The 26,189-nt window shown below is 71.5% G+C and carries 28 protein-coding genes; 13 read left to right on the top strand and 15 right to left on the bottom strand.

From position 1 onward, the window contains the following. Nucleotides 1–67: 67 nt before the first annotated feature. The 3 genes from phoH2 to CLT75_RS29080 all read right to left on the bottom strand — a co-directional run bounded on the left by phoH2 (nt 68) and on the right by CLT75_RS29080 (nt 2,555). On the bottom strand, nt 68–1,474 hold the full coding sequence (phoH2, locus tag CLT75_RS29090; RefSeq protein WP_135243335.1) for an RNA 5'-3' helicase PhoH2: 1,407 nt from the start codon (nt 1,472–1,474) through the stop codon (nt 68–70). A gap of 317 nt (nt 1,475–1,791) precedes the next feature. Then, nucleotides 1,792–2,217 (bottom strand): hypothetical protein, encoded by a 426-nt coding sequence (locus tag CLT75_RS29085; RefSeq protein WP_135243334.1) that lies wholly within the window; start codon nt 2,215–2,217, stop codon nt 1,792–1,794. Further along, nucleotides 2,214–2,555: a hypothetical protein gene (locus tag CLT75_RS29080; protein WP_013284064.1), complete on the bottom strand. Its 342-nt coding sequence runs from the start codon at nt 2,553–2,555 to the stop codon at nt 2,214–2,216. Before CLT75_RS29080 ends, CLT75_RS29085 begins: the two co-directional genes overlap by 4 nt. A 264-nt stretch (nt 2,556–2,819) precedes the next feature. Between CLT75_RS29080 and CLT75_RS29075 the strand changes: the two genes are divergently transcribed. The 3 genes from CLT75_RS29075 to otsB all read left to right on the top strand — a co-directional run bounded on the left by CLT75_RS29075 (nt 2,820) and on the right by otsB (nt 4,671). Then, on the top strand, nt 2,820–3,260 hold the full coding sequence (locus tag CLT75_RS29075) for a helix-turn-helix domain-containing protein (RefSeq protein ID WP_135243333.1): 441 nt from the start codon (nt 2,820–2,822) through the stop codon (nt 3,258–3,260). Nucleotides 3,261–3,423: 163 nt separating this feature from the next. After that, nucleotides 3,424–3,777, top strand: coding sequence for a hypothetical protein (locus CLT75_RS29070; RefSeq protein WP_013284062.1), 354 nt, complete (start codon nt 3,424–3,426; stop codon nt 3,775–3,777). Between the two features lie 69 nt (nt 3,778–3,846). Then, nucleotides 3,847–4,671, top strand: coding sequence for a trehalose-phosphatase (gene otsB / locus CLT75_RS29065; protein WP_135243332.1), 825 nt, complete (start codon nt 3,847–3,849; stop codon nt 4,669–4,671). 139 nt (nt 4,672–4,810) lie between these two features. Here the strand turns inward: otsB and CLT75_RS29060 are convergent, their stop codons facing one another. The 4 genes from CLT75_RS29060 to CLT75_RS29045 all read right to left on the bottom strand — a co-directional run bounded on the left by CLT75_RS29060 (nt 4,811) and on the right by CLT75_RS29045 (nt 9,604). Next, nucleotides 4,811–5,581 (bottom strand): isoprenyl transferase, encoded by a 771-nt coding sequence (locus tag CLT75_RS29060; RefSeq protein ID WP_013284060.1) that lies wholly within the window; start codon nt 5,579–5,581, stop codon nt 4,811–4,813. Between the two features lie 31 nt (nt 5,582–5,612). Next, nucleotides 5,613–6,773 carry a geranylgeranyl reductase family protein gene (locus CLT75_RS29055; RefSeq protein ID WP_135243331.1) on the bottom strand — a complete coding sequence of 387 codons (1,161 nt, stop codon included), beginning with the start codon at nt 6,771–6,773 and terminating at the stop codon, nt 5,613–5,615. A 91-nt stretch (nt 6,774–6,864) separates the two neighbouring features. Continuing rightward, nucleotides 6,865–7,722 carry a hypothetical protein gene (locus CLT75_RS29050; protein WP_135243330.1) on the bottom strand — a complete coding sequence of 286 codons (858 nt, stop codon included), beginning with the start codon at nt 7,720–7,722 and terminating at the stop codon, nt 6,865–6,867. A gap of 40 nt (nt 7,723–7,762) precedes the next feature. After that, nucleotides 7,763–9,604, bottom strand: a complete 1,842-nt coding sequence (locus CLT75_RS29045; protein WP_135243329.1) for a phosphoenolpyruvate carboxykinase (GTP) — start codon at nt 9,602–9,604, stop codon at nt 7,763–7,765. Nucleotides 9,605–10,095: 491 nt separating this feature from the next. Between CLT75_RS29045 and CLT75_RS29035 the strand changes: the two genes are divergently transcribed. Then, on the top strand, nt 10,096–10,632 hold the full coding sequence (locus tag CLT75_RS29035; RefSeq protein WP_135244177.1) for a GtrA family protein: 537 nt from the start codon (nt 10,096–10,098) through the stop codon (nt 10,630–10,632). A 62-nt stretch (nt 10,633–10,694) separates the two neighbouring features. After that, nucleotides 10,695–11,390 carry a GtrA family protein gene (locus CLT75_RS29030; RefSeq protein ID WP_135243328.1) on the top strand — a complete coding sequence of 232 codons (696 nt, stop codon included), beginning with the start codon at nt 10,695–10,697 and terminating at the stop codon, nt 11,388–11,390. Nucleotides 11,391–11,448: 58 nt separating this feature from the next. On the opposite strand, the gene CLT75_RS29025 is transcribed toward CLT75_RS29030, so the two are convergent. Next, a complete protein-coding gene (locus tag CLT75_RS29025; RefSeq protein ID WP_135243327.1) occupies nt 11,449–12,018 on the bottom strand; it encodes a PH domain-containing protein in 570 nt (189 codons plus the stop codon). A gap of 142 nt (nt 12,019–12,160) precedes the next feature. After that, nucleotides 12,161–13,033: a biotin--[acetyl-CoA-carboxylase] ligase gene (locus tag CLT75_RS29020; RefSeq protein ID WP_135243326.1), complete on the bottom strand. Its 873-nt coding sequence runs from the start codon at nt 13,031–13,033 to the stop codon at nt 12,161–12,163. Nucleotides 13,034–13,105: 72 nt separating this feature from the next. Between CLT75_RS29020 and CLT75_RS29015 the strand changes: the two genes are divergently transcribed. Next, nucleotides 13,106–14,689: an acyl-CoA carboxylase subunit beta gene (locus tag CLT75_RS29015; RefSeq protein ID WP_135243325.1), complete on the top strand. Its 1,584-nt coding sequence runs from the start codon at nt 13,106–13,108 to the stop codon at nt 14,687–14,689. 43 nt (nt 14,690–14,732) lie between these two features. Here the strand turns inward: CLT75_RS29015 and CLT75_RS29010 are convergent, their stop codons facing one another. The 4 genes from CLT75_RS29010 to CLT75_RS28995 all read right to left on the bottom strand — a co-directional run bounded on the left by CLT75_RS29010 (nt 14,733) and on the right by CLT75_RS28995 (nt 17,987). Then, nucleotides 14,733–15,605, bottom strand: coding sequence for a hypothetical protein (locus CLT75_RS29010; protein ID WP_135243324.1), 873 nt, complete (start codon nt 15,603–15,605; stop codon nt 14,733–14,735). Continuing rightward, entirely contained in the window at nt 15,598–16,098 is a 501-nt protein-coding gene (locus CLT75_RS29005) for a SigE family RNA polymerase sigma factor (RefSeq protein WP_135243323.1), read from the bottom strand. Before CLT75_RS29005 ends, CLT75_RS29010 begins: the two co-directional genes overlap by 8 nt. A gap of 61 nt (nt 16,099–16,159) precedes the next feature. After that, complete coding sequence (locus CLT75_RS29000) at nt 16,160–17,143, bottom strand: 2-dehydropantoate 2-reductase N-terminal domain-containing protein (protein ID WP_135243322.1); 984 nt, start codon at nt 17,141–17,143, stop codon at nt 16,160–16,162. A 100-nt stretch (nt 17,144–17,243) separates the two neighbouring features. Next, on the bottom strand, nt 17,244–17,987 hold the full coding sequence (locus CLT75_RS28995) for a M50 family metallopeptidase (protein ID WP_135243321.1): 744 nt from the start codon (nt 17,985–17,987) through the stop codon (nt 17,244–17,246). 393 nt (nt 17,988–18,380) lie between these two features. Between CLT75_RS28995 and CLT75_RS28985 the strand changes: the two genes are divergently transcribed. Next, nucleotides 18,381–19,136, top strand: coding sequence for a GH25 family lysozyme (locus CLT75_RS28985; protein ID WP_135243320.1), 756 nt, complete (start codon nt 18,381–18,383; stop codon nt 19,134–19,136). A gap of 63 nt (nt 19,137–19,199) precedes the next feature. Here the strand turns inward: CLT75_RS28985 and CLT75_RS28980 are convergent, their stop codons facing one another. Together CLT75_RS28980 and CLT75_RS28975 are read right to left on the bottom strand one after the other, a co-directional pair. After that, nucleotides 19,200–19,412, bottom strand: coding sequence for a hypothetical protein (locus tag CLT75_RS28980; protein WP_091047495.1), 213 nt, complete (start codon nt 19,410–19,412; stop codon nt 19,200–19,202). Between the two features lie 88 nt (nt 19,413–19,500). Beyond that, nucleotides 19,501–21,486, bottom strand: coding sequence for a serine/threonine-protein kinase (locus tag CLT75_RS28975; protein ID WP_135243319.1), 1,986 nt, complete (start codon nt 21,484–21,486; stop codon nt 19,501–19,503). A gap of 91 nt (nt 21,487–21,577) precedes the next feature. On the opposite strand from CLT75_RS28975, the gene CLT75_RS28970 reads away from it, so the two are divergent. From CLT75_RS28970 to CLT75_RS28945, 6 genes are all read left to right on the top strand, one after another. Next, a complete protein-coding gene (locus CLT75_RS28970; RefSeq protein WP_120571644.1) occupies nt 21,578–21,790 on the top strand; it encodes an acyl-CoA carboxylase subunit epsilon in 213 nt (70 codons plus the stop codon). Nucleotides 21,791–21,891: 101 nt separating this feature from the next. Further along, entirely contained in the window at nt 21,892–22,344 is a 453-nt protein-coding gene (locus CLT75_RS28965; protein WP_121684324.1) for a hypothetical protein, read from the top strand. Then, nucleotides 22,341–23,702 (top strand): hypothetical protein, encoded by a 1,362-nt coding sequence (locus CLT75_RS32830; protein WP_167796982.1) that lies wholly within the window; start codon nt 22,341–22,343, stop codon nt 23,700–23,702. The genes CLT75_RS28965 and CLT75_RS32830 overlap by 4 nt, the downstream gene beginning before the upstream one ends. Further along, nucleotides 23,702–24,817, top strand: a complete 1,116-nt coding sequence (mycP, locus tag CLT75_RS28955) for a type VII secretion-associated serine protease mycosin (protein WP_135244176.1) — start codon at nt 23,702–23,704, stop codon at nt 24,815–24,817. Before CLT75_RS32830 ends, mycP begins: the two co-directional genes overlap by 1 nt. 10 nt (nt 24,818–24,827) lie before the next feature. Next, complete coding sequence (locus tag CLT75_RS28950; protein ID WP_135243318.1) at nt 24,828–25,484, top strand: Maf family nucleotide pyrophosphatase; 657 nt, start codon at nt 24,828–24,830, stop codon at nt 25,482–25,484. Nucleotides 25,485–25,493: 9 nt separating this feature from the next. Continuing rightward, entirely contained in the window at nt 25,494–26,147 is a 654-nt protein-coding gene (locus CLT75_RS28945) for an O-methyltransferase (RefSeq protein WP_091330207.1), read from the top strand. Nucleotides 26,148–26,189: the final 42 nt, after the last annotated feature.

Genomic DNA, 26,189 nt, shown 5'->3' with positions numbered 1-26,189 from the left:
AATGGCCGGGCCTAAAAGTGATCTGCGTCACCCTAAAAATGCGGACAAAGTAGGGCAGAAGCGGCAGTCAGCCGGGGATGTCCTCCAGCAGATCGGTGACCATAGCGGCGATCGGAGAACGCTCCGATCGGCTGAGCGTGACGTGCGCGAAGAGGGGATGCCCCTTCAGCGCCTCGATCACCGCCGTCACCCCGTCGTGCCGGCCGACCCGCAGATTGTCCCGCTGGGCCACGTCGTGGGTGAGCACCACCCGCGACCCCTGACCGATCCGGGACAGCACGGTGAGCAGGACGCCCCGCTCCAGCGACTGCGCCTCGTCCACGATGACGAACGCGTCGTGCAGGCTCCGGCCGCGGATGTGGGTCAGCGGCAGCACCTCCAGCAGCCCGCGCGAGGTGACCTCCTCCAGCACGTTCTCGTGCACCACCGAGCCGAGCGTGTCGAAGACGGCCTGCGCCCACGGCGACATCTTCTCCGATTCCGACCCGGGCAGGTAGCCGAGTTCCTGGCCGCCGACCGCGTACAGCGGACGGAACACGATCACCTTCTTGTGCCGGCGCCGCTCCATCACCGCCTCCAGGCCGGCGCAGAGCGCCAGGGCGGACTTGCCGGTGCCGGCCCGCCCGCCGAGCGACACGATGCCGATGGACTCGTCCAGCAGCAGGTCGAGCGCGACCCGCTGCTCCGCCGAGCGCCCGTGCACGCCGAACGCCTCCCGGTCGCCCCGGACCAGCCGGATCGTCTTGTCCGGCAGCACCCGCCCCAGCGCCGAGCCCCGCCCCGAGTGCAGCACCAGGCCGGTGTGGCAGGGCAGGCCCGCCGCGGCGTCGACGTCGAGCGCCTCACCCGCGTACAGCCGGCCGATCTCCTCCTCGGCCAGGTCCAGCTCGGCCATCCCGGTCCAGGTCGGGTCGCTGGCCTGGCCGTGCCGGTACTCGTCGGCGCGCAGGCCCACCGAGGCCGCCTTCACCCGCAGCGGCATGTCCTTGCTGACGAGCGTGACCTCACGCCCCTCGGCGGCCAGGTTGAGCGCCACCGACAGGATGCGCGCGTCGTTCGACTCGTTGCGGAAGCCGGGCGGCAGCACCCCGTCGTCGGTGTGGTTCAGCTCCACCCGCAGCGTGCCGCCCTGGTCGTTGGCGGGCACCGGGCGGTCCAGCCGGCCGTGCCGCACCCGCAGCTCGTCCAGCATGCGCAGCGACTGGCGGGCGAACCAGCCCAGCTCGGGGTGGTGCCGCTTGCCCTCCAGCTCGGAGATCACCACCAGCGGCAGCACCACCTCGTGCTCGGCGAAGCGGTGGAAGGCGGCCGGGTCGGACAGCAGGACCGAGGTGTCCAGGACGAAGGCCTGGCCTGCTGGTCGGGGCTCCTCGGCCTCGGCGGCGGCGCCGCGGCGGCTGCGGGTGGTCCGGCGGGTCGGGGCGGTCGAGGCCGGGGTCTGCTCGGCTCCGGCGGGGGTACGGCGAGTGGTCACAGGCCTGCTCCGCGGATGGGCACCCGGCCACCCGAGTTCCGCCTCTTCCGGTGCCCGGAGGACACGGGGTCGGATGCGGGCCCCGTGCGCGAGGACGCAGGTCCGGGCTGTCCGGCTGGCCCGGGAAAACCCCGTGCCATGCCTAGACGCTAATCGCACCGGGGCCGCGGGGCTAGAGGTGCGCGTGGATCATCGTTCGGTCTTCGCCGGACGTACACCCGTTCGAGTGACCGGCGGATCGGAACCGGCCGGGATGCATGCCCCCTGCGCGCACCCCGGCCGGTCGTCCACTGCGGCGCCGCGACGCGGCGCGGGCCTCAGCCCTGGCGGCGCACCAGCGTGCCGGCCCGCGGTCCGGCGCCGGCCGCGCCGAACGACGATCCGGTGTACGTGGTGCCCACCCGCCCGACGGCGCCGAGCCGGCCGGTGGCGGTGACGCGGACGGCCGGGGCCGAGCCGGGCCGGGCGGCGACCGCCGCGGGTACGGAGGTGCCGGCGAACGGCACCGCCGAGCGCCCGGCCGAGGTCACCACCGTCGGGCTGGGACCGGACAGCGCGGAGGCGATGGCCGCCTGGGCGTCGCGCCGGCGGCGGTTCCAGGCGCCCCGGTCGCCGTCGAAGTAGCCCTGGCGGTAACCGAACCGGTAGCCGATGCGGTAGCTGAGCTGGCCGTGCAGGCGGCCGGCCGCGTAGCAGGTGGAGCCGAGCACGAGGACGAGCACCACGGCGAGAAAGGGGGTCATCGCTCGTCCGCCCCGGGGAGCGGGTCGACCACCAGCAGCCGTTCCAGGTCGTCGGTGCTGACCTCCTCGACCAGCTCGACGCTGATCCGGCATCCGTCGAGGATCACCTCGGCGACCGACGCCCGGCGGATCTCGCCGCCGGAGTCGTAGACCCGCACGCTCAGCTCGGGGCAGCCGAGGTGGGTACGCCAGGCGTCCCACTCCCCCCGGTCACCGACGCTGAGTGAGAGGTACCGGCACCCGCGGGCGAGATAGAGACGCCAGGGGGCGCTCAGCCCGGCGGACACTCCGTCCGCGATCAGCCCGAAGGCCTGGGCACGGGTCGCGAGCTCGGTCACGAGACCCCCTCGGCACCCGCGGAGTGACGCATGTGAGCACTCGTCGTCTCAAACACGTGACACACCGTAAGTTGTCTCATGAGCGTGACAGTATCAGCTTTTCAGGCCTTTGCCGCCGTACTGGCGTCCATCTATTCTGCCCGGGTGACACCCCTCAGGAGCAGCACTGGATCGTTTACCGGAAATCCGCTATCAGCGTCACGTCGGCGTGACAGCAGCGTGCCGAGCCGCCCTCCCGGGACCGACTGGCCGTACCGTCACGGGGTGACCGAGACGACCAACGCACGGAAGATCGCGTTCGCCACCTTCGTCCGGCGCGCGCTCGACGACGCCCGCGCGCTGCGGGCCTGGAGCGGCACCGAGGTCTCCCGGCGCACCGGCGTCTCCCGCCAGACCATCAACCGATGGGTACGCGGCGACTGGGCCAGCGACCCGGAGGCGGAACGCGTCGTCGCCTTCTGCGAGGGGCTGGGACTCGATCCGGCCGCCGCGTTCACCGCGCTCGGCTGGGACCGGGCCGCCGGACCGCGTACCGCGCCGGCCCCGCCCCCGATGGACCCCGACGTGGAGGCGCTGCTGCGCCGGCTGGTCGACCCGAACGTCTCCGACGCGGAGAAGTTCCACATTCGAGAAACCATTCGTTACCTCGCATATCGCCCGACTCTGCCGGGCGGTGTCCGAAATAGGGGTAAACAAGCCGGGTAGTTCCTCAGATGGCGAAAGAACGGAAGGTCGGACCCGATCGTTTCGCCGCGGGGACGGATCGGACCCGCTAGCGTCCACGTTTGTACTGCTAGGGGCTCGTCATCGGCGGGGGGACGGGACACAGCCGAACCCAGCCCTGCGGGACAGAAGGAGGGGTCTGTCCATGACCCTGAAATGGTTGGCAGTCGTGGTCGCGGTGGTGTCGCTGACATCGTGCGTGACCGGCAACGTGGTGGTCGGCGTACTGGACGGCGGGCAGCTTCCCCTGGTCGTCAACCTCTTCGCGCTCACCACAGCCGGCACCGCGGTGATCCTCGCCGTCGTCGCCGAGCTGCACGATCGGCTCAACGACCGGGTCAGCGCGCTCACCGAGTTCCTGGTGGCGCGGCTCAACGAGATCGAGGCGCACACCGGCGACCGCAACACCGGCTTCGTGGAGGGCTACCTGCTCAGCCACGGGCAGGAGGCGGCAGTGGTGCCGTTCGGTCGCCGGGGACGAGGAGCCGCCGAACGCTGATCACCACGTCGTTCCGACGTCACATCTCGGCCACGAATACGCCGCCCGGCGCGGGGTACGCTGACGCGCGTGCCGCCGTTGAATCTGGGCAACCAGCAGCCGAAGACCCCGTTGAACGCGGAGCACGCCTGGCGTGCGACCGCCGCCCGCGCGGGTGACGTCGTCCTCTTCTTCGACTTCGACGGCACCCTGGCGCCCGTCGACGACGACCCCACGGCAGTACGGCCCGCGCCCAACGTGCTCACCGCACTGGAGGCGCTCGCCCCGCACGTCCGCCGGATCGCCATCGTCTCCGCCCGCCCGGTGGACTTCCTCCGCGACCACCTCGGCGGCCTCGCCGGCATCGACCTGTACGGGCTCTACGGCCTGGAGCACAGCCACTCCGGCGGCGAGACGGTCACCGAGCCGGCCGCCCTGCCGTGGGTGCCCACCATGTCCGAGCTGGCCGAGCAGGCCCGCGCCGAACTGCCGCCCGGCGCGCTCGTCGAGTTCAAGCGGCTCTCCGTCGCGCTGCACTGGCGGACCGCGCCGCAGCTCGGCGACCTGGTGCAGGAGTGGGGCCGGGCCCAGGCCGAGCGGCTGGGGCTGCGCGCCCAGCCGGGCCGGATGGTGCTGGAACTGAAGCCCCCTGTCGACCGGGACAAGGGCATGGTGATCGGCGAGACGGTCCGGGACGCCGCGGGCGCCTGGTACTTCGGTGACGACGTCTCCGACATCAAGGCGTTCGCCGCGCTGCGCGCCCGCGCCGCCGCCGATCCCGACTTCCTCGGTGTCTGCGTCGCGGTCGCCAACCCGGAGACCGGTCACGAGGTGGCCGACGCCGCCGACCTGACCCTGGACTCCCCCGCCGCCCTGGCCGACTTCCTCACCTCAGCCCTGCCCCACCTCCGCTGACCCCCGCGGGCCCGGTTCCTCCCCCGCGATCTTGCACTTACCGCCCCGGCAAAGCCGGGCAAAAGCCCCGCCCTCGGGGCCGAAAGTGCAAGATCGCCGGGGCGAGAGCGAGGGCGGGGCGGCGAGGGCCGGCGGAGGGTCAGGTGCCGAAGCGGCGCTGGCGGGTGGCGTAGGAGCGCAGGGCCCGCAGGAAGTCGACCTTGCGGAAGTCGGGCCAGTTCAGCTCGCAGAAGTAGAACTCCGAGTGCGCGCTCTGCCAGAGCATGAAGCCGGAGAGCCGCTGCTCACCACTGGTCCGGATGATCAGATCCGGGTCCGGCAGCCCCTTCGTGTAGAGGTGCTCGGAGATGTGGTCGACGTTGATCGAGGTGGCCAGCTCCTCGATCGTGCCGCCGTTCGCGGCGTGCTCCACCAGCAGCGAGCGGACCGCGTCGGCGATTTCGCGCCGCCCGCCGTACCCGACCGCGATGTTGACCTGAGCCCCGCCGTCGCGGTCGCGGGTGCGTTCCTCGGCGGCCTTGAGCGCGGCGGCGTGCTGCGCCGGCAGCACGTCGAGCGCGCCGACCATCCGCAGCCGCCAGGGGTTGCCCTCCTCGGCCAGCTCGGTGGTGAGGTCCTCGATGATCTGGAGCAGCGGGTCCAGCTCGGCGGCCGGGCGGGACAGGTTGTCGGTGGAGAGCAGCCAGAGTGTGACGTGCCCGACGCCTGCCGCGTCGCACCAGCGGAGCAGCTCCTTGATCCGCTCGGCGCCCATCCGGTGGCCGTCGTTCGGGTCGACGAAGCCCATCTCCCGGGCCCATCTGCGGTTGCCGTCGCACATCACGCCGACGTGTGCGGGTACGGGCTTGCCCGCGAGCTTCGCCGTCAGCCGGCGCTCGTACACGGAGTAGAGGAGTTTCCGCAGAGTCATCACCTTGCAGGGTAGCGACCCGCGGGAGAGATCAGTGTCTCGGTGGCATATCACCTGACTGTGCGCCGGTCCGGCGCGGTCGCGGCAGGTCCGCCCCGATCGCCATCAGGGTGCGCGCGTCGAGCCGGCCGTCGCCGAGGCCCAGCTCCACGACGGTGCGGTAGACGCGTTCGTCCCGCCGGGCCGCGCCGACCACCGCGTCGACCACCCGGCGCCGCCGGGCCAGCCACGCCGCCACCGAGCTGTGCCGCAGGTGGGTGCCGAGCCGGGCGCGCAGGGCGGCGGCGTACGCCCGGGCGGCCTCGGCCGGGGAGCCGGCCGCCGCCGCGCCGGCGAGTGCCCCGGAGCGCAGCGCGTAGAAGATGCCCTCGCCGGTGAACGGGTTGATCAGCGACAGCGCGTCCCCGGCCAGCACCACCCGCCCGCGGCCGGGCGCCGGCCGGTGGGTGGACAGCGGCAGGTGGTGCGCCCGCAGGCCGGTCACCGTGGCCGGGTCGACGTCCGGGAGCAGCACGCCCATCCGGTCCAGCAGGTGCGCGCGGCTGAGCGGTTCGCCGCGCAACACCTCCCCGTACCCGACGTTCGCGCGACCGTCGCCGATCGGAAAGGCCCAGGCGTACGCGGGCCAGCGCGCCGCCGACGTCACGATGAGCTGTTCGGGCGGCCCGGCCGGCGCGGGCGCGTAGCCCCGGATGGCGAGCGCCAGGTGCCGGTCCGGGTTGACCTGGTGACCGAGCGCGCGTCGTACCACCGATCCGGCGCCGTCCGCGCCGACCACCGCCCGCGCGGACAGCTCTCCGTCGAGCAGCACCCGGTCGGCGGCGATGTCCACCCGGCGTACGGTGTGCCGCCGCAACTCCGCGCCCGCCGCCACCGCCGCCGCGACCAGGCGTGCGTCGAACACCTCGCGGGGCACCGTGTACGCGGGCCGGGGCAGCGTCCGGGCGACGGTGCCGCCACCGGGCCCCACGAGGCGCAGCGCGGGCAGTGGCGCGTAGCCGTCGACGGCGCCGGTCACGCCCAGCTCGGCGAGGACGTCCAGCGCGTGCGCGGCGACGCCGTCCCCGCACGCCTTGTCGCGGGGGAAGTCGGACCGGTCGAGCAGCAGCACCCGCGCCGCCCCGGCACGGCGCGCGCCGAGCGCGGCGGCCGCTCCGGCCGGCCCCGCCCCCACCACCACGACGTCCCACATGTCCTCATCCTGCCCCGCCGCACCCCGCCCCGGGCGACGATCATGAGGTTGACGGCAGCGAAGGAGATCGCATCCGCCGCCACCTTCATGGTCAACCGAGTGAGGGCGGGGTGCGGGTGGCGCGGTGGAGGGAGTAGAAGGTGAGGGCCGCAGCGGTGACCAGGGGGGCGCCGTCGCGGATCAGGCCGTCGGTGCCGAGCAGCCACCAGCACAGCGGCAGGTCGATCGCCAGGACGCCGAGCGTCACCACGACCAGGGCCTTGCGCGCCCACGCCCGGTCGCGCAGCAGGAACGCGGTACAGAACAGCACGGCGTAGCTGACCGCGATGCCGGCGCCGAACCAGAAGATCAATGCCGGTACGGCGGCCAGCCGCCCGTCCAGCACGGCACCCATCGCCACCAGCGCCGGCACCAGCATCAGCGGGCTGTAGGTGAACGCCGCGACCCGGGCGGTGAACAGCCAGCCGTTCGCCTGCGGGCGCTTCGGCGCCACCTCCCGCCAGGCGATCGTCCCGCCCTCGACGACCAGGCCCTTGCGGTGCCGGACCAGGTGGGCACGGATCGCCTCGGAGCGGTACAGCAGCACCACCACGGCGACGCAGAGCGCGGTGAGCACGGCGAACCCGACCAGGCCGGGCAGCGCGGGCACCCCCTGCCGGGGCACGATCAGCCGCCCGACCGCGAAGATCGTGGTCACCGCCAGGATCAGCCCGAACGGCCGGGCGCCCACCCGTCCCTTGTTCACATGGCCGATCAGCAGCAGGAAGCCGAGCGACCGGAGCATCGCCCAGCCGGTGCGTACGGCCAGACCGAACTCCTGCTCCGGGGCGTACCAGTAATTGAGCAGCTCGACCACGACGGTGGCCGCCGCGGTCACGGCGAGCAGCGTGGTGAGCGCCCGGACGGCGGACGGCCGCCGGACCTCGACAGGTTCAGCGGCCGTCCTCATGGCATCCGATGTTGCCCGGCGCGGGCAACAGGCACACCTGTTACTTCTGCGGCTCCGCGTCGAGCCGGGCGCGCAGCGCGTCCAGCTCGGCCCAGAGCACGCCGGGGAGCTTGTCCCCGAACTTCTCGAACCACTCGGTGACCAGCGGCAGCTCGTTGCGCCACTCGTCCGCGTCGACCTTCAGTGCGATCCGGACGTCCTCCGGGGTCATGTCCAGACCCTCGACGTCGAGCGCGTCCTGCGCCGGCACCATGCCGATCGGCGTCTCCACGGCCTCGGCCCGGCCCTCCAGCCGCTCGATGACCCACTTGAGCACGCGGGAGTTCTCGCCGAAGCCCGGCCAGAGGAAGTTGCCCTCGGCGTCCTTGCGGAACCAGTTCACGTAGTAGATCTTGGGCAGCTTGGCCTCGTCGCCGTCCGCGCCCTTGCCCATCTCGATCCAGTGCCGGAAGTAGTCGCCGGCGTTGTAGCCGATGAACGGCAGCATGGCCATCGGGTCGCGGCGGACCACGCCGACCGCGCCGGAGGCGGCGGCGGTCGTCTCCGAGGAGAGCGTGGCGCCCATGTAGACGCCGTGCACCCAGTCGCGGGCCTCGGTGACCAGCGGGATGGTGTCCCGGCGGCGGCCACCGAACAGGATCGCGTCGATCGGCACGCCGTTCGGGTCGTAGTAGTCGTCGGCCAGGATCGGGCACTGCGTGATCGGCGTGCAGAAACGGCTGTTCGCGTGCGAGGAGAGGCTCTCGCTCTCCGGCGTCCAGTCGTTGCCCTTCCAGTCGATCAGGTGCGCCGGCGGCTCACCCATGCCCTCCCACCAGATGTCGCCGTCGTCGGTGAGCGCCACGTTGGTGAAGATGGAGTTGCCCCGGTCCAGCGTCCGCATGGCGTTGGCGTTGGTCTTCCAGTCGGTGCCGGGCGCGACGCCGAACAGGCCGTACTCGGGGTTGATCGCGTAGAGGCGGCCGTCCGCGCCGAACCGCATCCAGGCGATGTCGTCGCCGATGGTCTCGACCTTCCAGCCCGGGATGGTCGGCTCCAGCATGGCGAGGTTGGTCTTGCCGCAGGCAGACGGGAAGGCGCCGGCGATGTGGTAGACCTTGCCCTCCGGCGAGGTGATCTTGAGGATCAGCATGTGCTCGGCCAGCCAGCCCTCGTCGCGCCCCATCACGCTGGCGATACGCAGCGAGTAGCACTTCTTGCCGAGCAGCGAGTTGCCGCCGTAGCCGGAGCCGTACGACCAGATCTCCCGGGTCTCCGGGAAGTGGGAGATGTACTTGGTCTCGTTGCACGGCCACGCCACGTCCTGCGCACCCGGCGCGAGCGGGGCGCCGATCGAGTGCAGCGCGTGCACGAAGTCGGCGTCGTCGCCCATCGCCTCCAGGATCGACGACCCCATCCGGGTCATGATCCGCATCGAGGCGACGACGTACGGGCTGTCGGTGATCTCCACGCCGAACATGGGGTTCTCGGCCTCGACCGGCCCCATGCAGAACGGGATGACGTACATGGTGCGCCCGCGCATGCTGCCGCGGTACAGCTCCGTCATCGTCCGCTTCATCTCGGCCGGCGCCATCCAGTTGTTGGTGGGGCCGGCGTCCGCCTCGTCGGCGGAGCAGATGAAGGTGCGCTCCTCCACCCGGGCGACGTCCGTGGGGTCGGTACGCGCGTAGAACGAGTTGGGCTTCTTCTCGGGATTCAGTCGGATCAGGGTGCCGTTCTCGACGAGTTCGTCGGTGAGGCGGCGCCACTCCTCATCAGACCCGTCCACCCAGACCACGCGGTCGGGGGTGGTCAGTTCCGCGACCTCACGTACCCAGGCCAGCAGCTTGGGGTGGGACGTCGGGGCCTGATCGATACCCCGAACAGCAGCCGGAGCAACCATGTCACTTCTCCTTGTGGTCGACGCTGACCGATCTATGGGGTGCACGAGTTCCGGCGGGCTGGTACGCCGCCTCGTGGAAACCTGGGATTGGGCTCAGCGTAAACCGGACTGCCTCGTCAGTCAGTGGGACTGGTTGTGAAGAACTGCACAAGGTACGGCCACGCTGCGGCATCACGATCTGATACCCGCTTTCGCGCGCAGTTTCACGCAAATCCTGCGGTGAACCTTCGACGGCCCGGTCCGGCACCGGAGCGACTCGGACGTCCGATCGCGGGGAAGCGTACGAACATGTCGCGAAAGACGATTCCGTGATGCGCTCCACAGATTCGCACAGCGCGTTACGCTCTGCTCACGGACATCGAGAACGGGCGACGCCTCTCCGACCCGGGCGGCCCGCGCGAGACGGCCGCGGCGAAGCCGTCGTGGCCGACTCGCCGTTGGAGTCCGCCCGGTTACCGCACAACCGGTACTCTCGGCGGGTGGCCGCGACGATGACCGGAGACCAACCGGGGGCTCCGCAGACCCGCCGAGGTCCGATCGGAGCACTGCTCGACCGTTTCGGTCACCTCATCCACGAGCTGAGTAAGTTCGCCACCGTCGGCGGGCTCGCCTTCGTCGTGGACTTCGTCCTCTTCAACTACCTGTCCAGCGGCCGGGACATGCCGCCGCTGGCCGCGAAGACCATCTCCACGGTGATCGCCGCGACAGTCGCCTTCGTCGGCAACCGGTTCTGGACGTGGCGGCACCGGCAGCGGTCGAACCCGGCCCGCGAGTACGCCCTGTTCTTCTTCTTCAACGCGGTCGGCCTCGGCATCGCGGTGGCCTGCCTGGCGATCAGCCACTACGGGCTCGGCGCGATCTGGCCCGCGGTGTTCCAGACCCCCCTGGCCGACAACATCGCCAGCTTCATCGTCGGCACCGGCCTGGGAACGCTCTTCCGGTTCTGGTCGTACCGACGGTTCGTCTTCGTCGAGGCGGGAACACCTCCCGTTCCGGCAACGAGCCACGACCGAGAGTCCGGGGCGTGACGAACCGCCCATCCCGACCCGCCGGGCCCAGCCGGCCCAGCCAACTGCCTAAGGTGTTCCGCATGCCTGGAGTCCGTCTGCTGCCCGAGCGCTGGCAGAAGTTCATCCACGAGGCGCTCAAATTCGGCATCGTCGGCGGCATCAACACCGTCATCAATTACGCGGTGTTCAATGCGCTGGCACTCACGGTTTTCCGTGACGGTCAGCTGAAGGCGACAGTGATCGCGACGATTGTCGCCACGATCACGTCGTATCTGATGAATCGTCACTGGACGTACCGTGATCGACCGAAATCGGCACTCCGGCGCGAATACGTCCTGTTCTTCCTCTTCAACGGCGCGGGCCTGCTCATCGAACTCGGCGTCCTGGCCCTGGCCAAGTACGGCCTCGGCGTCCACGGCCTGCTCGCGCTGAACGTCGCCAAGACAATCGGTGTCCTGCTGGCCACGCTGTTCCGCTTCTGGTCGTACCGCACGTTCGTCTTCCAGCCGGTCCCCAAGCACGCCGAGGAGACCTGGCACTCGGTGCCGCGTGACGAGTGGGACAACGTCGCCGAGATGGACCCGGTGGCCGAGCTGGCCGAGTCGGTCAGCGAGCTGGAGGAGGAGGAACCGCCTCCAGGCGCCGCCCGGCCGGCCGACTACGCGCCACCGCGGGGCCGCCCCGCACCGGCGGACGCCGGCCTGGGTGGCGCGCTCGGCGCCGACCTGGACGCCGAACTCGCCGCGGAACTCCAGCCCCGCCGCGCCCGCCGCTGAACGACGAGAAAGGCCGGCGCCCCCTGACCCGGGGTGCCGGCCTTCTCCGTCGAACGGATCAGGGCTGCTCGCGCAGGGACTTGCCCTCGGTCATGTCGGCCAGGATCTCGCGCATCTCGCCGTCACCCAGGCTGTGCTTGTCGTGGTGCGCCTCGACCAGCTCGTAGAGCTTCGTCTGCACCCTGTCCACGCCCGGCACGTCGTGCAGCACCGACTGGCCGCGCTCACCCGCCGACTCGATGGTCAGCGTGCCGCAGCCGAGCAGCCGCTCCACGAAACGCTGGTGCATGGCGTGGTCGTTGATCCGGGTCAGCGGCAGGTCCCGCCGGTTGCGCGACAGCACCCCCTGCTGGAGGAGCACCCGCTCGTTGGTGAACAGGTAGTGCGTGGTGCGCCAGACCAGGAACGGCCACATACCCAGCCACAGCGCCAGCGCCAGCGCGACCACGGCGATCGCGTAGAGCGCGATCGTGCCGCCGCTGCCGTCGGGCAGCAGGAGCCACCCGGCGACGACCGCCGCGACGGCGAGCACGAGCACCAGGACCGGCCGGATCAGGGCCTTCCAGTGCGGGTGCAGGTGCAACACGACGTGCTCGTCCTCGGTGAGCACGTCTTCGGGGAACGCCACGGGGGAACCTCCTCGCAGAACAGGACGCGCTGACCGTAACCGGTCGGCGCATCCGCCCGGCATCGGCCGCGCGGACGGCTACCCGTGGTTGTTAAAAGGGGGCCCTTCCTCTACCGGAGGCGTTAATAAGGGGCCCTTCCTTTCACCGCAGGTGCAGCACGTCGCCCGCCGCGAGCCGCAGCGTCTCGGCCCCCGTCTCCACCAGGAGCTGCCCGTCGGCGTCCACGCCGGTGGCCGTACCGTACGCCTCGCTGCCGTCGGGCAGCAGCACCCGCACCTGACGGCCGATGGTGGCGCACCCGGCCAGGTACGCCTCGCGCAGCCCGCTGGCCTCCGCGTCCCCGCCGGCGTCACGCCAGCGCTCGTACCAGTCGGCGAGCGCGCGCAGCAGCGCCCGCAGCAGCGGATCCCGGTCGGTGGCGGTGGCACCGGCGAGCTGGAGCGAGGTGGCCGGCAGCCCGGTCGGGTTCTCCGGCAGCTCGTCGGCGCGCAACGTCACGTTCAGCCCGACACCGACCACGATCGCCGGCGGCCTGTCGTTCTCCCCCGGCACCGCCTCGGCCAGCACGCCGGCGCACTTCGCGCCGTCCACCAGCAGGTCGTTCGGCCACTTCAGCCGCGCGTCCAGCTCGGCCAGCAGGCGTACCGCCTCGACCAGCGCGACACCGGCGAGCAGCGGCAGCCAGCCGTACCCGGTGACCGGCACCGGCGACCAGCCACGCTCGGGGTCCGCCTCGCCGGGCCGCAGCAGCACGCTCGTCGCGAGACCGGCGCGCGGCGGCGACTGCCAGACGCGGCCCCGCCGCCCCCGGCCGGAGGTCTGCCGCTCGGCGACCACGACCAGGCCCTCCGGCTCGCCGGCCCGCGCCGCGGCCACCGCGTCCGCGTTCGTCGAGCCGGTCTCGGCCAGCAGTTCCAGGCGGCGCCAGGGCCCGTTCGGCGCGACCAGCGCGCGCCGCAGCCGGGCCGCCGACAGCGGCGGTCGGTCCAGATCGGTGTACGGCGAGCCGGGCATCCCGCCAGCCTACGGCCCGGATGAGGCGCACTGCACAGCCTCAGACACCTGAACCATCGTTATATTCCACGGGTGACTACCGAGACCGGGTTCAACATCCACACGACCGCCGGCAAGCTGGCGGACCTGGAGCGACGGCTCGACGAGGCGGTGCACGCCGGGTCGGCACGCGCGGTCGAGAAGCAGCACGCGCGGGGCAAGAAGACAGCCCGTGAGCGGATCGAGATGCTCCTCGACGAGGGCTCGTTCGTCGAGGTGGACGAGTTCGCCCGGCACCGCTCGACCAACTTCGGGCTGGAGAAGACCCGCCCGTACGGGGACGGCGTGGTGACCGGCTACGGCACCGTGGACGGCCGGCAGGTCTGCGTCTTCTCGCAGGACTTCACCGTCTTCGGCGGCTCTCTGGGCGAGGTCTTCGGCGAGAAGATCGTCAAGCTGATGGACCTCGCCATGAAGATCGGCTGCCCGGTGGTCGGCATCAACGACTCCGGCGGCGCGCGGATCCAGGAGGGCGTCACGTCCCTCGGCCTCTACGGTGAGATCTTCTTCCGCAACGTCCGGGCCAGCGGCGTCATCCCGCAGATCTCGCTCATCATGGGCCCGTGCGCGGGCGGCGCCGTCTACTCCCCGGCGGTCACCGACTTCACCGTCATGGTCGACCAGACCTCGCACATGTTCATCACCGGCCCCGACGTGATCAAGACGGTCACCGGCGAGGACGTGGGCATGGAGGAGCTGGGCGGCGCCCGTACCCACAACACCCGCAGCGGCAACGCGCACTACCTCGGCAGCGACGAGGAGGACGCGATCGAGTACGTCAAGGCGCTGCTGTCGTACCTGCCGTCGAACAACCTGGACGAGCCGCCGGTCTTCGACGCCCCGGCGATCCTCGACGTCACCGATTCCGACCGGGAGCTGGACACGCTGATCCCGGACTCGGCCAACCAGCCGTACGACATGCACCGGGTCATCGAGCACGTGCTCGACGACGGCGAGTTCCTCGAGGTGCAGCCGCTGTACGCGCAGAACATGGTGGTCGGTTTCGGCCGCGTCGAGGGGCGTCCGGTGGGCGTGGTGGCGAACCAGCCGATGCAGTTCGCCGGCACGCTCGACATCGCCGCGTCGGAGAAGGCGGCCCGGTTCGTGCGCACCTGCGACGCGTTCAACGTCCCGGTGCTCACCTTCGTGGACGTGCCCGGCTTCCTGCCCGGCACCGGCCAGGAGTGGGACGGCATCATCCGCCGCGGCGCGAAGCTCATCTACGCGTACGCCGAGGCCACCGTCCCGAAGGTCACCGTCATCACCCGCAAGGCGTACGGCGGCGCGTACGACGTGATGGGCTCCAAGCACCTGGGCGCGGACCTGAACTTCGCCTGGCCGACCGCGCAGATCGCGGTGATGGGCGCGCAGGGCGCGGTGAACATCCTCTACCGCTCGGAGCTGGCGAACGCCGAGGACCCGGCCGCCGTCCGCGCCGAGAAGATCGCCGAGTACGAGGACACGCTCGCCAACCCGTACATCGCCGCCGAGCGCGGCTACGTCGACGGGGTGATCCCGCCGCACGAGACGCGTACCCAGATCGTGCGGGCGCTGCGGGTGCTGCGCACGAAGCGCGAGACGCTGCCGCCGAAGAAGCACGGCAACATCCCGCTGTAGCCGGCCCGGTGCCCTCGCCGCTGAGGCGGCGGGGGCACCGGCGTCAGCAGCCCGGGTTCGCGGCGCGGCACATCCGCTCGGCCGCGACCCTCGCCAGATCTCGCAGGGCCACCTCGTCGCCGCCCGCCCCGGTTCGCAGCACAGTGACGAGGTCACCGACCCGCACCACCGCCTGGTCCCGCGGCGGGCTCCCGGGACCGAGCGGCGCTCCGGTGTCCAGCCGCCGGCCCTTCCCGACGGTGTGCCGCACGAGCACCGACTCGTCGCCGGCGAAGCCGCTGTCGACCGCCTGCCAGGAGTGGACGACCTCCGCCTGGATCCGCTTGCCCTTCACCTCCACAGGGCCGGCGGATCGCCACGTGCGGCAGGGCGCCAGCAGCGCGGGCAGCCCGTCGAACAGCCGCTCACCGTCCTGCGCCGCGAGCCGGTAGACGTCCTGAAGGGCCACCGGCTGCCGGTCCGACGGATCGATGCTGCCCGGCCGCTGCCGCAGGAGGGTCACCGACCGCGAATAGCGGGACTTCACCCACTCCGTCCGCAGGCCCTGATCCTGCCGGCAGACCTCCAGCAACTGGTCCAGCCGGATCTCCTCGTCGAGGCCGGCGTCGTTCCACGGCGTCGTGCCGGCCGGCCGCAGGTCGGACGGTTGCAGCAGCGCCTCGGCGGGCACATCCGTGGCGCTCCACGGGATGACCGACGGACTGGCGGCGACCGGGGCCGGTGCCGGTGGGGCGGCACGACCGGCTGCCACGAACGCGGTCCCGGAGGTGAGCGCGAGCACCGTCACCGCCGCGGCGGCCACCGTGCGGCGGCTGCGGCGCCGGGCACGTGCCCGCAACTCGGCCGGTTCCGCCCAGCGGACGTTGCGCAGGTCCCGCTGCATCACGTCGATGAACGCCAGGTCGTCGTCACGCATCGGCGGGCTCCTCCAGATCCACGACCGCGAGCAGTTCGGCCAGGGCGGCTCGGCCCCGGGACAGACGCGCCTTGACCGTGCCGACCGGCGCCTCGGTCTCCCGGGCGACCTCGGCGACCGGCATGCCGAGCAGGTAGTACAGCGCGAGGGCGACGCGTTGTTCCTCGGGCAGCCGCCGCAACGCCGCCACCACCTCGACCGTGTCGGTGCTCGGGGCCGGCATGCTCTCCTCGGCACCGTGGCGCAGATAGGCGCGCGCCCGGCTGCGCAGGCTGCGCCAGCGGCTCACCGCGATCCGGCTCGCCACCACCCGCACCCATGCCTCCGGGTCGTCGTACCCGCGCACTGTGGACCACCGCTGCCAGGCCCTGATGTACGCCTCCTGCACGGCGTCCTGCGCCTCGGCGAGGTTGCCGGTGAGCACGTAGACGAACCCGAGCAGCCGTTGCCGGCTGCCCCGGTAGAACTCGTCGAACCCGTCGACGTCCGGCACCTGCTACCTCCCGAGTGGCGGTCGCAGGGGAGACGCCTGGCGTACCGGGTGCGGTTGCCGCTCAGCCGATCATTTTCTCCAGTTCGCTCACCGGGAAGCCGCCGGCCGGGATCCGGTCGCGGACCGCCCGGCGGACCGCCGTCTGCACCGCCGCGTTGGCCGGGGTCGGCACGCCGTGCAGGCGCCCGAGCAGCACGATCTCACCGTTGAGGTGGTCGGTCTCGACCGAGCCCGCACCACGGGCCAGGCTCTGCCAGGTGGAGCCGCCGGAGCGCTCCTCGCCGCCGACCGGCCGGTGCGACACCCGGTCGCCCCGTTCGGCGGCCTCATCCTCGACTGTGGTGTGGGCGATGCCGGCGGCGGCGAGCGCCGCCTCGCCCTCGGCGCGTACCCGCTTCGACAGCGACTCGGGCACGTCCCGTCCGAGCAGCGCCTGGAGGCCGTTGCCGAGGTTGGCGAGCAGCTTGCCGTACTTCCAGCGCATCACGTCGTCGCGGACCGGCGCGACGAACCCGGCGGCGGTCAGGTCGGCGGCGACCGCCCGGCTGGTGTCGTCGGCGCCGCTCGGGTAGCGGCCGATGTGCAGCATGCCCGGATGCGGATGGCCGTTGGCGACCACCACGCCCGGCTCCAGGTGGGTGGCGGGCAGCCACACGCACACCGGGTGTACGCGGGCGAAGCGTCGTAGCGCGGCCGGTTCGTTCGCCACGCCGTTCTGGGCCAGCACGACCGGCAGCCGTTCGCCCGCCGTCCCGCCGCCCTCGACCGGGGCGTCCGCCCAGGCATCGAGCGCCGCCACGGTGTCCTGCGACTTCACGGTGAGGACCAGCACGGTGTCCGCCGGCAGCGGCGGCCCGTCCGGCCCGGCGACCGCCGGGAGCCGGCCGGTCACGTCGCGGTCCGGCGTGCGCAGCGTCAGACCCCGCTCCCGCAGCGCGTCCAGGTGCGCGCCACGGGCCACGAGCGTCACGTCGTGGCCGGCGTCGGCCAGGAGTACGCCGATGGTGCCGCCGACCGCGCCCGCTCCGATGATCACGTATCGCACGGTCCGATTCTGCCCTGCCACGTAGCGGCCCGCTGCGCGACGCGATACGGCGCGCTGCGGGCCGGCTCGGCACGGCTCACAGCGGTGCGGCTCGGCGCGGTCAGCCGGTGAGCCCCGCGTCGGCCAGGATCGGACCGGCCAGCAACAGCGCTCCGGCGGCCAGCGCCCCCACGCTCACCAGCAGGAACACGCCCACCCAGAACAGCGCCGGGAACGGCGTGATCCGGGCGAGCTGGTCGGCGTCGGACTGCGGCATCCGGCCCCGGGCGCGTTGCCGGTGCAGCTCGAACACCGGCCGTACGCCGCCGATCAGCAGGAACCAGACCGACGTCCAGGCGAACGCGGCCTGCACCTCGGGCGAGGTGTACCAGGAGACGGCGAGCACCACGCCGCCGGTGACAAGCAGCGACAGCACGCCGAACAGGTTGCGGATCATCACCAGCATGGCCAGCAGCAGCGCCACCGCGAGCCAGAGCAACAGCGTGATCCGGTTCCCGGCCAGCAACCAGGCGCCGCCGAGGCCGAGCAGCGACGGCGCGACGTACCCGGCGAGCAGCGTGAGGATCATGCCCGGCCCGGTGGGACGGCCGGCGGAGAGCGTGAGCCCGGAGGTGTCCGAGTGCAGCCGGATGCCGTGCAGCCGCCGACCGGTGAGCAACGCGACGAGCGCGTGGCCGCCTTCGTGCGCGATGGTCACCGCGTTGCGGGCGATCCGCCAGGGCAGCCGGGCCACGACCACCGCGAGCGCGACCGCGGCGGTGACCACCACCAGTAGCGGCGGCGGGTCCGGCTGGGCGCTGGTCAGCGTGTCCCAGAGCGTGGTGAGACCGTCGATCAGGGGCATGGGCGGGGAGCCTACCGCCCCGAGCCGTGTCGTTCGACCGGCGGCGTCTCACAGAGAGTGAGTGAGACTGATCGGACGAGGTGCAGGAGCGGAGGTGAGGTCGGTGAGCGCAGCTCCCTGGAGCCCTACAGCTCGCACGTCGGTCCGTGGACCGAGGCCGGCTCGACGGCGCGCACTACGTCGAGGATGCCGTCGCCAGGCGGGCGAGACGCTCTGTGTCACCGAGCCGTTCCGCTGGGCGATGGACCCGAGCACCCTGCGCTGATCCGCACCCGTCGCGCCACCTGGGCGAACGACGACCGTCGATGAAAATTTCCTTTCCCCCTATTGCGATCTAGGGCACTAAGCTCCAAAGATGGGCGTCAATAGACGGACGTCCCTCTGGAGGCAACCATGCCCAGCACCAGATTCTCCGTACGCCGGCTTCTCGCCGCCGGCCTGGCCGCCGCCGCCACCGCGGCCGCGGCCCTCGTGGCGACCGCCGGACCGGCCGCCGCCGCGACCACGCCCGGGATCGACGTCTCCCGGTACCAGGGCAGCATCAACTGGACCAGCGTGCGCAACTCGGGCATCCAGTTCGCCTTCATCAAGGCCACCGAGGGTACGAGCTACAAGGACCCGAACTTCAACGCGAACTACGTCAACGCGTACAACGCCGGAGTGATCCGCGGGGCGTACCACTTCGCCCGGCCGAACATCTCCGCCGGCTCGACCCAGGCCAACTACCTGGCCAGCAACGGTGGCGCCTGGTCGGCGGACAGCCGTACGCTGCCCGCCGCGCTGGACATCGAGGGCAACCCGTACAGCGGCGGCTACTGCTACGGCCTGAGCACCACCGGCATGCGCAACTGGATCCAGGACTTCCTGAACACCTACCGCTCCCGCACCGGCCGGTACGCGGTCATCTACACCACCACGAGCTGGTGGAACCAGTGCACGGGCAGCTGGACCGGCCCGTGGGCCAACCACCCGCTGTGGCTCGCCCGCTGGGCCAGCGCGCCCGGCACGCTGCCGGCCGGCGCCCCGGTGTGGAGCTTCTGGCAGTACACCAGCACCGGCGCCGTCTCCGGGATCAGCGGCAACGTCGACCGCAACTACTGGAACGGTGACCGCAGCCGGCTGATCGCGCTGGCGAACAACACCGCCTGACGTACGTGCGACACAAGTGGGACCGCCTCCTCACGAGGCGGTCCCACTGTCGTCGTACCGGAATCAGGCTCTGCGGCGCGCGGTGGCCGGGACGGGCACCGGCGTGCGGCGCGTCAGGCGCCATGCCGCCACACCGGCGACGGTGAGCGTCAGCACGCCGAGGACCGCGACCGGCGCGGACAGGCCGGCGCTGATCAGGAGCAGTACGACGTCGCCGAGCGCAACGAGCATCCACAGTGCCAGCCGCGGGCCGGTGTACCTCCGTCGGTAACCCATGTCGCGCCTCCTTCCGTCGTCGGAGGGATTCATACCCCCGAGGACGGAAAGCCATGCGAGCGAGTTTCGTGACCGGCGGGATTCCCGGTCAGTTCTCGCGGTCCGGCACGAAGCCCTTGGTGATGATCTCCCAGTTGGCCAGGTTGGCGTCCCAGTCCTTCGCGGGCACCTCCCAGCGCAACGCGAAGCCCCTGTTGCTGGCCGTCGCCACACCCCGGTTACGCACGTGGAAGCGGGTGTCGCCGTTGCGCGTCTCCAGCCAGTCCCAGTCGGCGCAGGTGCGGAAGTAGGGGTCACACTTGGTGATGCTGACGTACTCGTAGTTCCGGACGTAGTTGCGCCGGGACGATTCCTTGCTCTTCCAGTCGGCGTACGCGTCCTTCTCCGGCGAGGGCGTCCACTGGATGAACAGCACCCGCCGACTGCCGCCGACCTCGTAGAGCACGACGTTGTCCCGGCCCACCCGCGCCTGGAAGTTCTCCGGGATCGGCACCTTGAAGCCGTTCGGGCCGGTGTAGAGACGCCACCCGGCCGGCAGCGTGAACCCCGAGGCCGACGGGCTGGCCGACGGCGTGGGGCTGGCCGACGCACTGGTCGCCGGGGCGCTCGGCGACGCGCTCTCGCTCGGCGCGGGCGGCGGCGCCGCCGACACCGAGGTGCCGGCCGTCCGCTCACCGCCGTCGCCGTCGTCACCGTTGTTCAGCAGCGGCACGGCCACCACCAGGCCGACGAGCAGCAGCAGGACCAGCGCGCCGATCAGCAGGTTGCGACGGTTCGGCGCGGACTTCTCGACCGGCAGCACCGTCGCCCGGCCGGTCGACGGCGCGGGATCGGCGGGAGCGGGAGCCGGGCTGACCGGCGCGGAGCCGGTCACGGCCGGGCTGACCGGCGCCGGGGCGTCGGTGACGGGCTCGCCGTCGAGCCGCGTCTCGTCCAGCGCCGGGTCGACGCCGTCCACCCGCGCCTCGTCGTCCACAAGAGTCTCGTCGGCCGACGGCGCCGGGTCGAGCTTCGCCGTCGGATCGGCGACCGGCGGGGTCACCTTCGCGGTGGGACCGGCGTCCGAGGTGGGCGCCGGCACCTTCGCCGTCGGGTCGGCGGCTGCCGCCGTACCCCCGGTTGCGGCGACCCCGGACGCGGCGCGTTCGGCCTGGTCGGCCGGGCGCGGCGCGGGCACCAGCGGCGGGCGCGGCACACGCGGGCCGTTCGGCCCGGGCCGGCGTACGCCGTCCAGCAGCGAGATGCTCTTGGCCCGCCGGCCGGCGGCCTTGCGCAGCATGCGCTCGGCCACCTCGGCGGTGATCCGCTCGTCCGGGTCCTTGCGCAGCAGGCCCTGGAGTACGGGCTTGAGCGGCCCGGCGTTGCGCGGCGGCGGCATCGGCTCGGTGGCGAGCGCGGCGAGCGTGGCGATCGCCGACGGGCGCGCGTACGGCGACTTGCCCTCGACCGCCGCGTAGAGCGTGGCGCCGAGCGACCAGAGGTCCGCCTCCGGGCCGGCAGTGCCGTCGCGGGCGCGCTCCGGAGAGATGTACGCGGGCGAGCCCAGCACCATGCCGGTGCGCGTCACGTTCGGGTCGCCGGGGATGGTGGCCAGGCCGAAGTCGGTGAGCACCACGCGGCCGTCCTCGCCGAGCAGCACGTTGCCCGGCTTGACGTCGCGGTGCATGATGCCGGCCTTGTGCGCGGCCTTCAGCGCGTTCAGCACGCCGAGACCGATCTCGACCGCCTTGGCCGGGGTGACCGGGCCGTCCTCGGCGATGGTGTCCTGCAACGACTTCGACGCCACGTACTCCATGACGATCCACGGGTCGCCGTCGGTGCGCAGCACGTCGAAGATGCGGACCACGTTGATGTTGTTGAGGCGGGCGATCGCCCGCGCCTCACGCAGTGAGCGCTCGCGCATCTCGCGGCGCTCCTCCGGGGTGAGGCCGGGGGGCGGGACCAGTTCCTTGATGGCCACGTCCCGGTGCAGTACCTCGTCCCGCGCCTTCCAGACGCGGCCCATGCCGCCCTGGCCGAGCGGCGTGAGAAGCCGGTACCGGTCGGCGACGAGTTGGGGGAGCGCGTTCGACATCGCAGAAACCGTACCCGGCCGCTGCGACGCCCACACCGTCGGCACGCCACTGTACGGCGAAGGTCGAATTCGCGACGCGTACCCTGGGGTCATGTCTGCCGAGGAGCCGCTGTTCCGGATCGTCCGTGGCGTGCCCACCGCCGAGGAGCTGGCCGCTCTGGTCGGCGCGATCGTGGTGCGCACCCGCCCGGCCCAGGCCGCCGCGCCGGCCCCCGTGTCGCAGTGGGCGCGCAGCGCGCGGCCCGCCCTGGCCGGGCCGATCGCCGGCCCCGGCGCGTGGCGGGCCTCCGGTCTGCCCCGCTGAGGTCCTCCCCCCGTTCGCGGCGCCGGACGGGGCTGCCGGGATCCACGTCGAGCCATTAACCTCACTCAGGGAAACCGTGTGGTGACGGGCAGGAGGCTCCGATGATCCCGGAGGACAACCAGCCAGCCGGCTGGCTGCGCGGCTACGGCGGCATCGAGGCCGACATCCGACAGATGCGGGAGTTCGCCGACCGACTCCAGGACGAGGTGACGCGCAACTACTCGCCGCACCTGTCCTACATCGCCGACGACATGAAGGCGCCGGTGCCCAATCCGGCGGACGCCTTCATCGAGCTGGTCCAGTTCCTCCAGGCCCACCACGACACCCAGACCGCGGCGGTGAGCGCGGTGTGGGATCTCGCACCGGCGACCGGGCGGCTCGCCGACGCCGCCGGGCGGATCGCCGCCCGCTACGGCGACGCCGACGCGTTCTCCTCGGCCCGCGTGGCCGACGTGGAACGGGCGCTCGCCGGCCCCTCCGCCACCGTCGCCCGCCCGATGCCACCACTGGCCGACCCCACCGCCCCCGAACAGAGCCGGGTGATCCTGCCGTGATCGAACGGGGCAGCGGGCGCACCTCCGGGCTGACCGACTGGCGGCTGATGGACGTCCTCAGCATGTGGGCGTGTGTGCAGGACCAGGACACCGCCGGCCAGTGGAAGCAGGTCGCCGGTTGGCGCAAGGTCTGCGACCTCGCCCTGGCCCACCTGAGCCGCCTGCGCGAATACCGGCGCGGCCTGGCCGAGGCGTGGCCGCCGGAGACCAACGCCGCCGCGCGGGCGTACATCGCCGAACTCGACCAGCTCATCGAGCGCGTACAGCGCACCCACGACGCCGCCGCCGCGAACTACGACGCGCTGGCGGCCGCCGCCCGCGCCATCGGCAGCGCGCGGGCCGAGCTGCAACCGCTGCACGAGGAGTACGCGAAGAAGCTGCGGCAGAAGCAGGCGTACGAGGCGACGATCGCCGACCCGAAGGCGGTGGCGGGCAGCCGGTTGCCGGAGCGGCCCCCGGTGACGGACGACGACCTGGAGCAGTTGAACGTACGGGCACGCGGGTTAATGACGGGGCTGAGCGGCGAACTCCAGCACGCCCAGGTCATGCTCCGCCAGCCGCCACCTAGACCAAAGCTTCCGCGCCAGACTGAAGACCCAGACACTTACGCTGCTTCGGCACCAATAATTCCCCCTGTAGTTCCGGTGCCGACATCCGTCTCCGTTAATCCTCAAGACCGCACCAAGCCCGCGACTCCTCCTGCAGCCATTTCAACCGAAGCGAACAGAGGACCTCTCCTCGGCGGCATCGGCACCGGCGTCGCCCCTCAAACACCTAGCGCCGTACCCGGCCTACCGCCGCACCCAGGTTCCGTTGGACCGACCGGCGGCGGAGCCTTCACCCCGCCAATCGCTCCGATCACCGGTTCGACCCTCAAACCGCCATCGCCCACCACACCCGGGGACATCCCGCCGGGACGATTCTCGGGCGGATCGCCACCCCCTCCGCGCAAGTCAGCGCCCATCGGCGGCGTCATCGGTGGAGGCCTAGCAGCTGGGCTGCCACCTGCGAATGGCGGCACGGGTGGACGACGAGTCAATCCGGTGGGTGGCGTGATTGGTGGAGGAGGGGCGGGAACTGCCCCAACTGGAGGTGCCGGTTCTCGACCGGGCACGGGGAGATTGCCGTCTTCCGGCACTTCCGGCGCCATGCCTCTGGGAGGAGGCCCCGGTTCGGCAGCTTTTGGTCCGGCGAGCTTCAATACGCCCACGACAAGGGCCAAACCTCATGCCGCAACCGATGAGAGAACGTGGGACCCCGACGATCCTTGGCAGGTCGCCGAGGGCGTCGATCCTGTCATGCGCCCACCCGATGACCGCCCGTCAGATCCGGGACCCGCAATCGGCCTCGATCGATGATGAGCCCCTCCCTGATAATTCGCTTAGCATCCGCCTGCCTAGCCAGCTCCGTCTTGGCCGCACCAACGGCAGCAACGGCTCCAAATGTTCGTCAGGACCAGTGGCACCTTCAATACCTCAATGCAGCAGCAGCTCACGCAATTAATGAGGGTGAGGGAGTAACCGTTGCAGTCCCGGACACGGGGATCGACCCGCATCCGGACTTGAGGGGGAACCTGCTTGCCGGTACCGACCTTTCGAACGAAGGGGATGGTCGACAAGACCAAGACGGACACGGCACCTCTATGGCTGGTCTAATTGCGGCGCACGGGCGGCCTGATAACAGTGGTGCCCTCGGCGTGGCGCCAAGGGCTAAACTGCTGCCAATCCGCACCCGACTCGTTAACGGCAGGGGAATCCCAGACGATCTGGCGGCGAGTGTGGAATGGGCGGTTGCTAACCACGCTGACGTAATCAGCATCTCGGCAGTAGCAGGGGCAACCAGCCGACTGCAAGGCGCTATTCGATCAGCGCTAGAAGCGGAGATCGTCGTAGTTGCTGCGGTCGGCAATCAACCAGAGGATCCGACTGTCGGCTACCCCGCGTCTGAGCCCGGCGTTATCGGTGTGGGCGGCATCGACAAGTCCGGGCTCCACGCCCCAATCTCGGCCACTGGTCCTGAGATTGATGTGGTTGCGCCTGCTGTCGATATCTACAGCACCAGCTACGACGGCAAGTACTCGAAGGGCACGGGAACGTCCAGCGCGACTGCGATCGTTGCCGGGGCTGCTGCTCTCATCCGCTCCAAGTACCCCAACCTTCCCGCCCAGGAAGTCGCCCACCGGCTGACCGCCACCGCCGTCGACAAGGGACCACCCGGTCGCGACGACCAGTACGGCTACGGAGTCATCGACCTGGTCGCCGCGCTCACCGCCGACGTACCGCCGCTCGGCTTCGAGTCCTCCAACGTCACGCCACCGGCGTCGGCGGAGGCAGCACCCGATAAGGGCGACGACGGCAGCGCGACCGTACGCGGGCTCGCCACCCTCGGTGTGCTGGTGGCGGCGGGCGGCGGATACCTGTTCTGGCGGCGCCGCCGACGTGCCGACGACCCGCCGCCGAGGGTCAGCCGGTAGCGTCGGCGGGGTGTCGACCTCCGTACCGGTGCGCCTCGTGCTCGCCTCGCAGTCCCCCGCCCGCCGCAAGTTGCTCCAGGCCGCCGGGATCGAGCCGGATGTGCTGGTCAGCGGCGTGGACGAGTCGCAGGTGGTGAGCGATCGGGCCGAGGATCTGTGCCTGGAGCTGGCGCGGCTGAAGGCCCAGGCGGTACGCGATCGGCTGCGGCCCTCGCCGGACGAGCGCACGCTGGTGCTCGGCTGTGACTCGGTACTCGCCTTCGACGGCGAGATCCTCGGCAAGCCCGATGACGCGGCGGACGCCACCCGGCGGTGGCAGCGGATGCGCGGGCACAGCGGCGTCCTGCACACCGGGCACTCCCTGATCGACGTGACCCACGAGTCCCGCGCCGAGGCCGTCGCCTCCACCACTGTGCACTTCGCCGACATCAGCGACGACGAGATCGCCGCGTACGTGGCGACGGGCGAGCCGCTGGCCGTGGCGGGCGCGTTCACCATCGACGGGCTGGGCGGGGCGTTCCTGACCGGGATCGAGGGTGATCCGGGCACGGTGGTGGGGTTGTCCCTGCCGTTGCTGCGCCGGCTGCTCGCCGAGGTGGAGCTGAGCATCGTCGACCTGTGGACGAAGATCGCGCCCGGGGGCCAGGAGATCGAACATCTCGGCTAACGTCCGGACATGACCACGAAGCCGCTGCCGCTCACCCCGGAACTGCACGCCTACCTGGTGGCCCACGGGTCCGCCCCGGACGAGATCGTCCAGGAGCTGGCCGAGGAGACCCGGGCGGCCCTGCCCGCCGAGGCGGTCATGCAGGTCGCGCCCGAACAGGCCGCGTTCCTGACGTTCCTGACCCGGCTGCTCGGCGTACGGCAGGCGGTCGAGGTCGGCACGTTCACCGGCCTCTCCTCGCTGGCGATCGCCCGAGGGCTGGCCGAGGGCGGCCGGCTGACCTGCTTCGACATCTCCGAGGAGTACACGGGCGTGGCCCGGCGCTACTGGCAGCGCGCCGGTGTGCAGGACCGCATCGAGCTGCGCATCGGCCCGGCCGCCGAGACGCTGCGCGAACTGCCCCGCGAGCGTTACCTGGACTTCGCGTTCATCGACGCGGACAAGGTCGGCTACCCGATCTACTGGGACGAGCTGGTGCCCCGCATGCGCCCCGGCGCGGTGATCGCCGTCGACAACACGCTGCGCGACGGCCGGGTGCTCGCCCCGCGCAACGCCGACGACCGGGCGATCGCCGCGTTCAACGACGCGGTCATCGCGGACGTCCGCGTCGAGGCGGTCATGCTGCCGATCGCCGACGGGGTCACGCTCGCCCGGGTGCTCTGAGCCGGCCGAACACAACCTCCCCGTGGTGGCGGTATCCCTGAC

The sequence above is a fragment of the Micromonospora sp. CNZ285 genome (genome assembly GCF_004637285.1).
This window is presented reverse-complemented; position numbering and strand designations above follow the sequence as displayed.

What these genes read in the sequence shown, in the direction of transcription:
- CLT75_RS29035 (WP_135244177.1), top strand. Translation starts at nt 10,096, where the DNA reads ATGACCGGAGACCAACCGGGGGCTCCGCAGACCCGCCGAGGTCCGATC.
- CLT75_RS29055 (WP_135243331.1), bottom strand. Translation starts at nt 6,773, where the DNA reads ATGTGGGACGTCGTGGTGGTGGGGGCGGGGCCGGCCGGAGCGGCCGCC.
- CLT75_RS28985 (WP_135243320.1), top strand. Translation starts at nt 18,381, where the DNA reads ATGCCCAGCACCAGATTCTCCGTACGCCGGCTTCTCGCCGCCGGCCTG.
- CLT75_RS29060 (WP_013284060.1), bottom strand. Translation starts at nt 5,581, where the DNA reads ATGACTCTGCGGAAACTCCTCTACTCCGTGTACGAGCGCCGGCTGACG.
- CLT75_RS28970 (WP_120571644.1), top strand. Translation starts at nt 21,578, where the DNA reads ATGTCTGCCGAGGAGCCGCTGTTCCGGATCGTCCGTGGCGTGCCCACC.
- CLT75_RS28980 (WP_091047495.1), bottom strand. Translation starts at nt 19,412, where the DNA reads ATGGGTTACCGACGGAGGTACACCGGCCCGCGGCTGGCACTGTGGATG.
- CLT75_RS29070 (WP_013284062.1), top strand. Translation starts at nt 3,424, where the DNA reads ATGACCCTGAAATGGTTGGCAGTCGTGGTCGCGGTGGTGTCGCTGACA.
- CLT75_RS29050 (WP_135243330.1), bottom strand. Translation starts at nt 7,722, where the DNA reads ATGAGGACGGCCGCTGAACCTGTCGAGGTCCGGCGGCCGTCCGCCGTC.
- CLT75_RS29010 (WP_135243324.1), bottom strand. Translation starts at nt 15,605, where the DNA reads ATGCGTGACGACGACCTGGCGTTCATCGACGTGATGCAGCGGGACCTG.
- CLT75_RS29085 (WP_135243334.1), bottom strand. Translation starts at nt 2,217, where the DNA reads ATGACCCCCTTTCTCGCCGTGGTGCTCGTCCTCGTGCTCGGCTCCACC.
- CLT75_RS28975 (WP_135243319.1), bottom strand. Translation starts at nt 21,486, where the DNA reads ATGTCGAACGCGCTCCCCCAACTCGTCGCCGACCGGTACCGGCTTCTC.
- CLT75_RS28945 (WP_091330207.1), top strand. Translation starts at nt 25,494, where the DNA reads ATGACCACGAAGCCGCTGCCGCTCACCCCGGAACTGCACGCCTACCTG.
- CLT75_RS29030 (WP_135243328.1), top strand. Translation starts at nt 10,695, where the DNA reads ATGCCTGGAGTCCGTCTGCTGCCCGAGCGCTGGCAGAAGTTCATCCAC.
- mycP (WP_135244176.1), top strand. Translation starts at nt 23,702, where the DNA reads ATGAGCCCCTCCCTGATAATTCGCTTAGCATCCGCCTGCCTAGCCAGC.
- CLT75_RS29045 (WP_135243329.1), bottom strand. Translation starts at nt 9,604, where the DNA reads ATGGTTGCTCCGGCTGCTGTTCGGGGTATCGATCAGGCCCCGACGTCC.
- CLT75_RS29020 (WP_135243326.1), bottom strand. Translation starts at nt 13,033, where the DNA reads ATGCCCGGCTCGCCGTACACCGATCTGGACCGACCGCCGCTGTCGGCG.
- CLT75_RS28965 (WP_121684324.1), top strand. Translation starts at nt 21,892, where the DNA reads ATGATCCCGGAGGACAACCAGCCAGCCGGCTGGCTGCGCGGCTACGGC.
- CLT75_RS28995 (WP_135243321.1), bottom strand. Translation starts at nt 17,987, where the DNA reads ATGCCCCTGATCGACGGTCTCACCACGCTCTGGGACACGCTGACCAGC.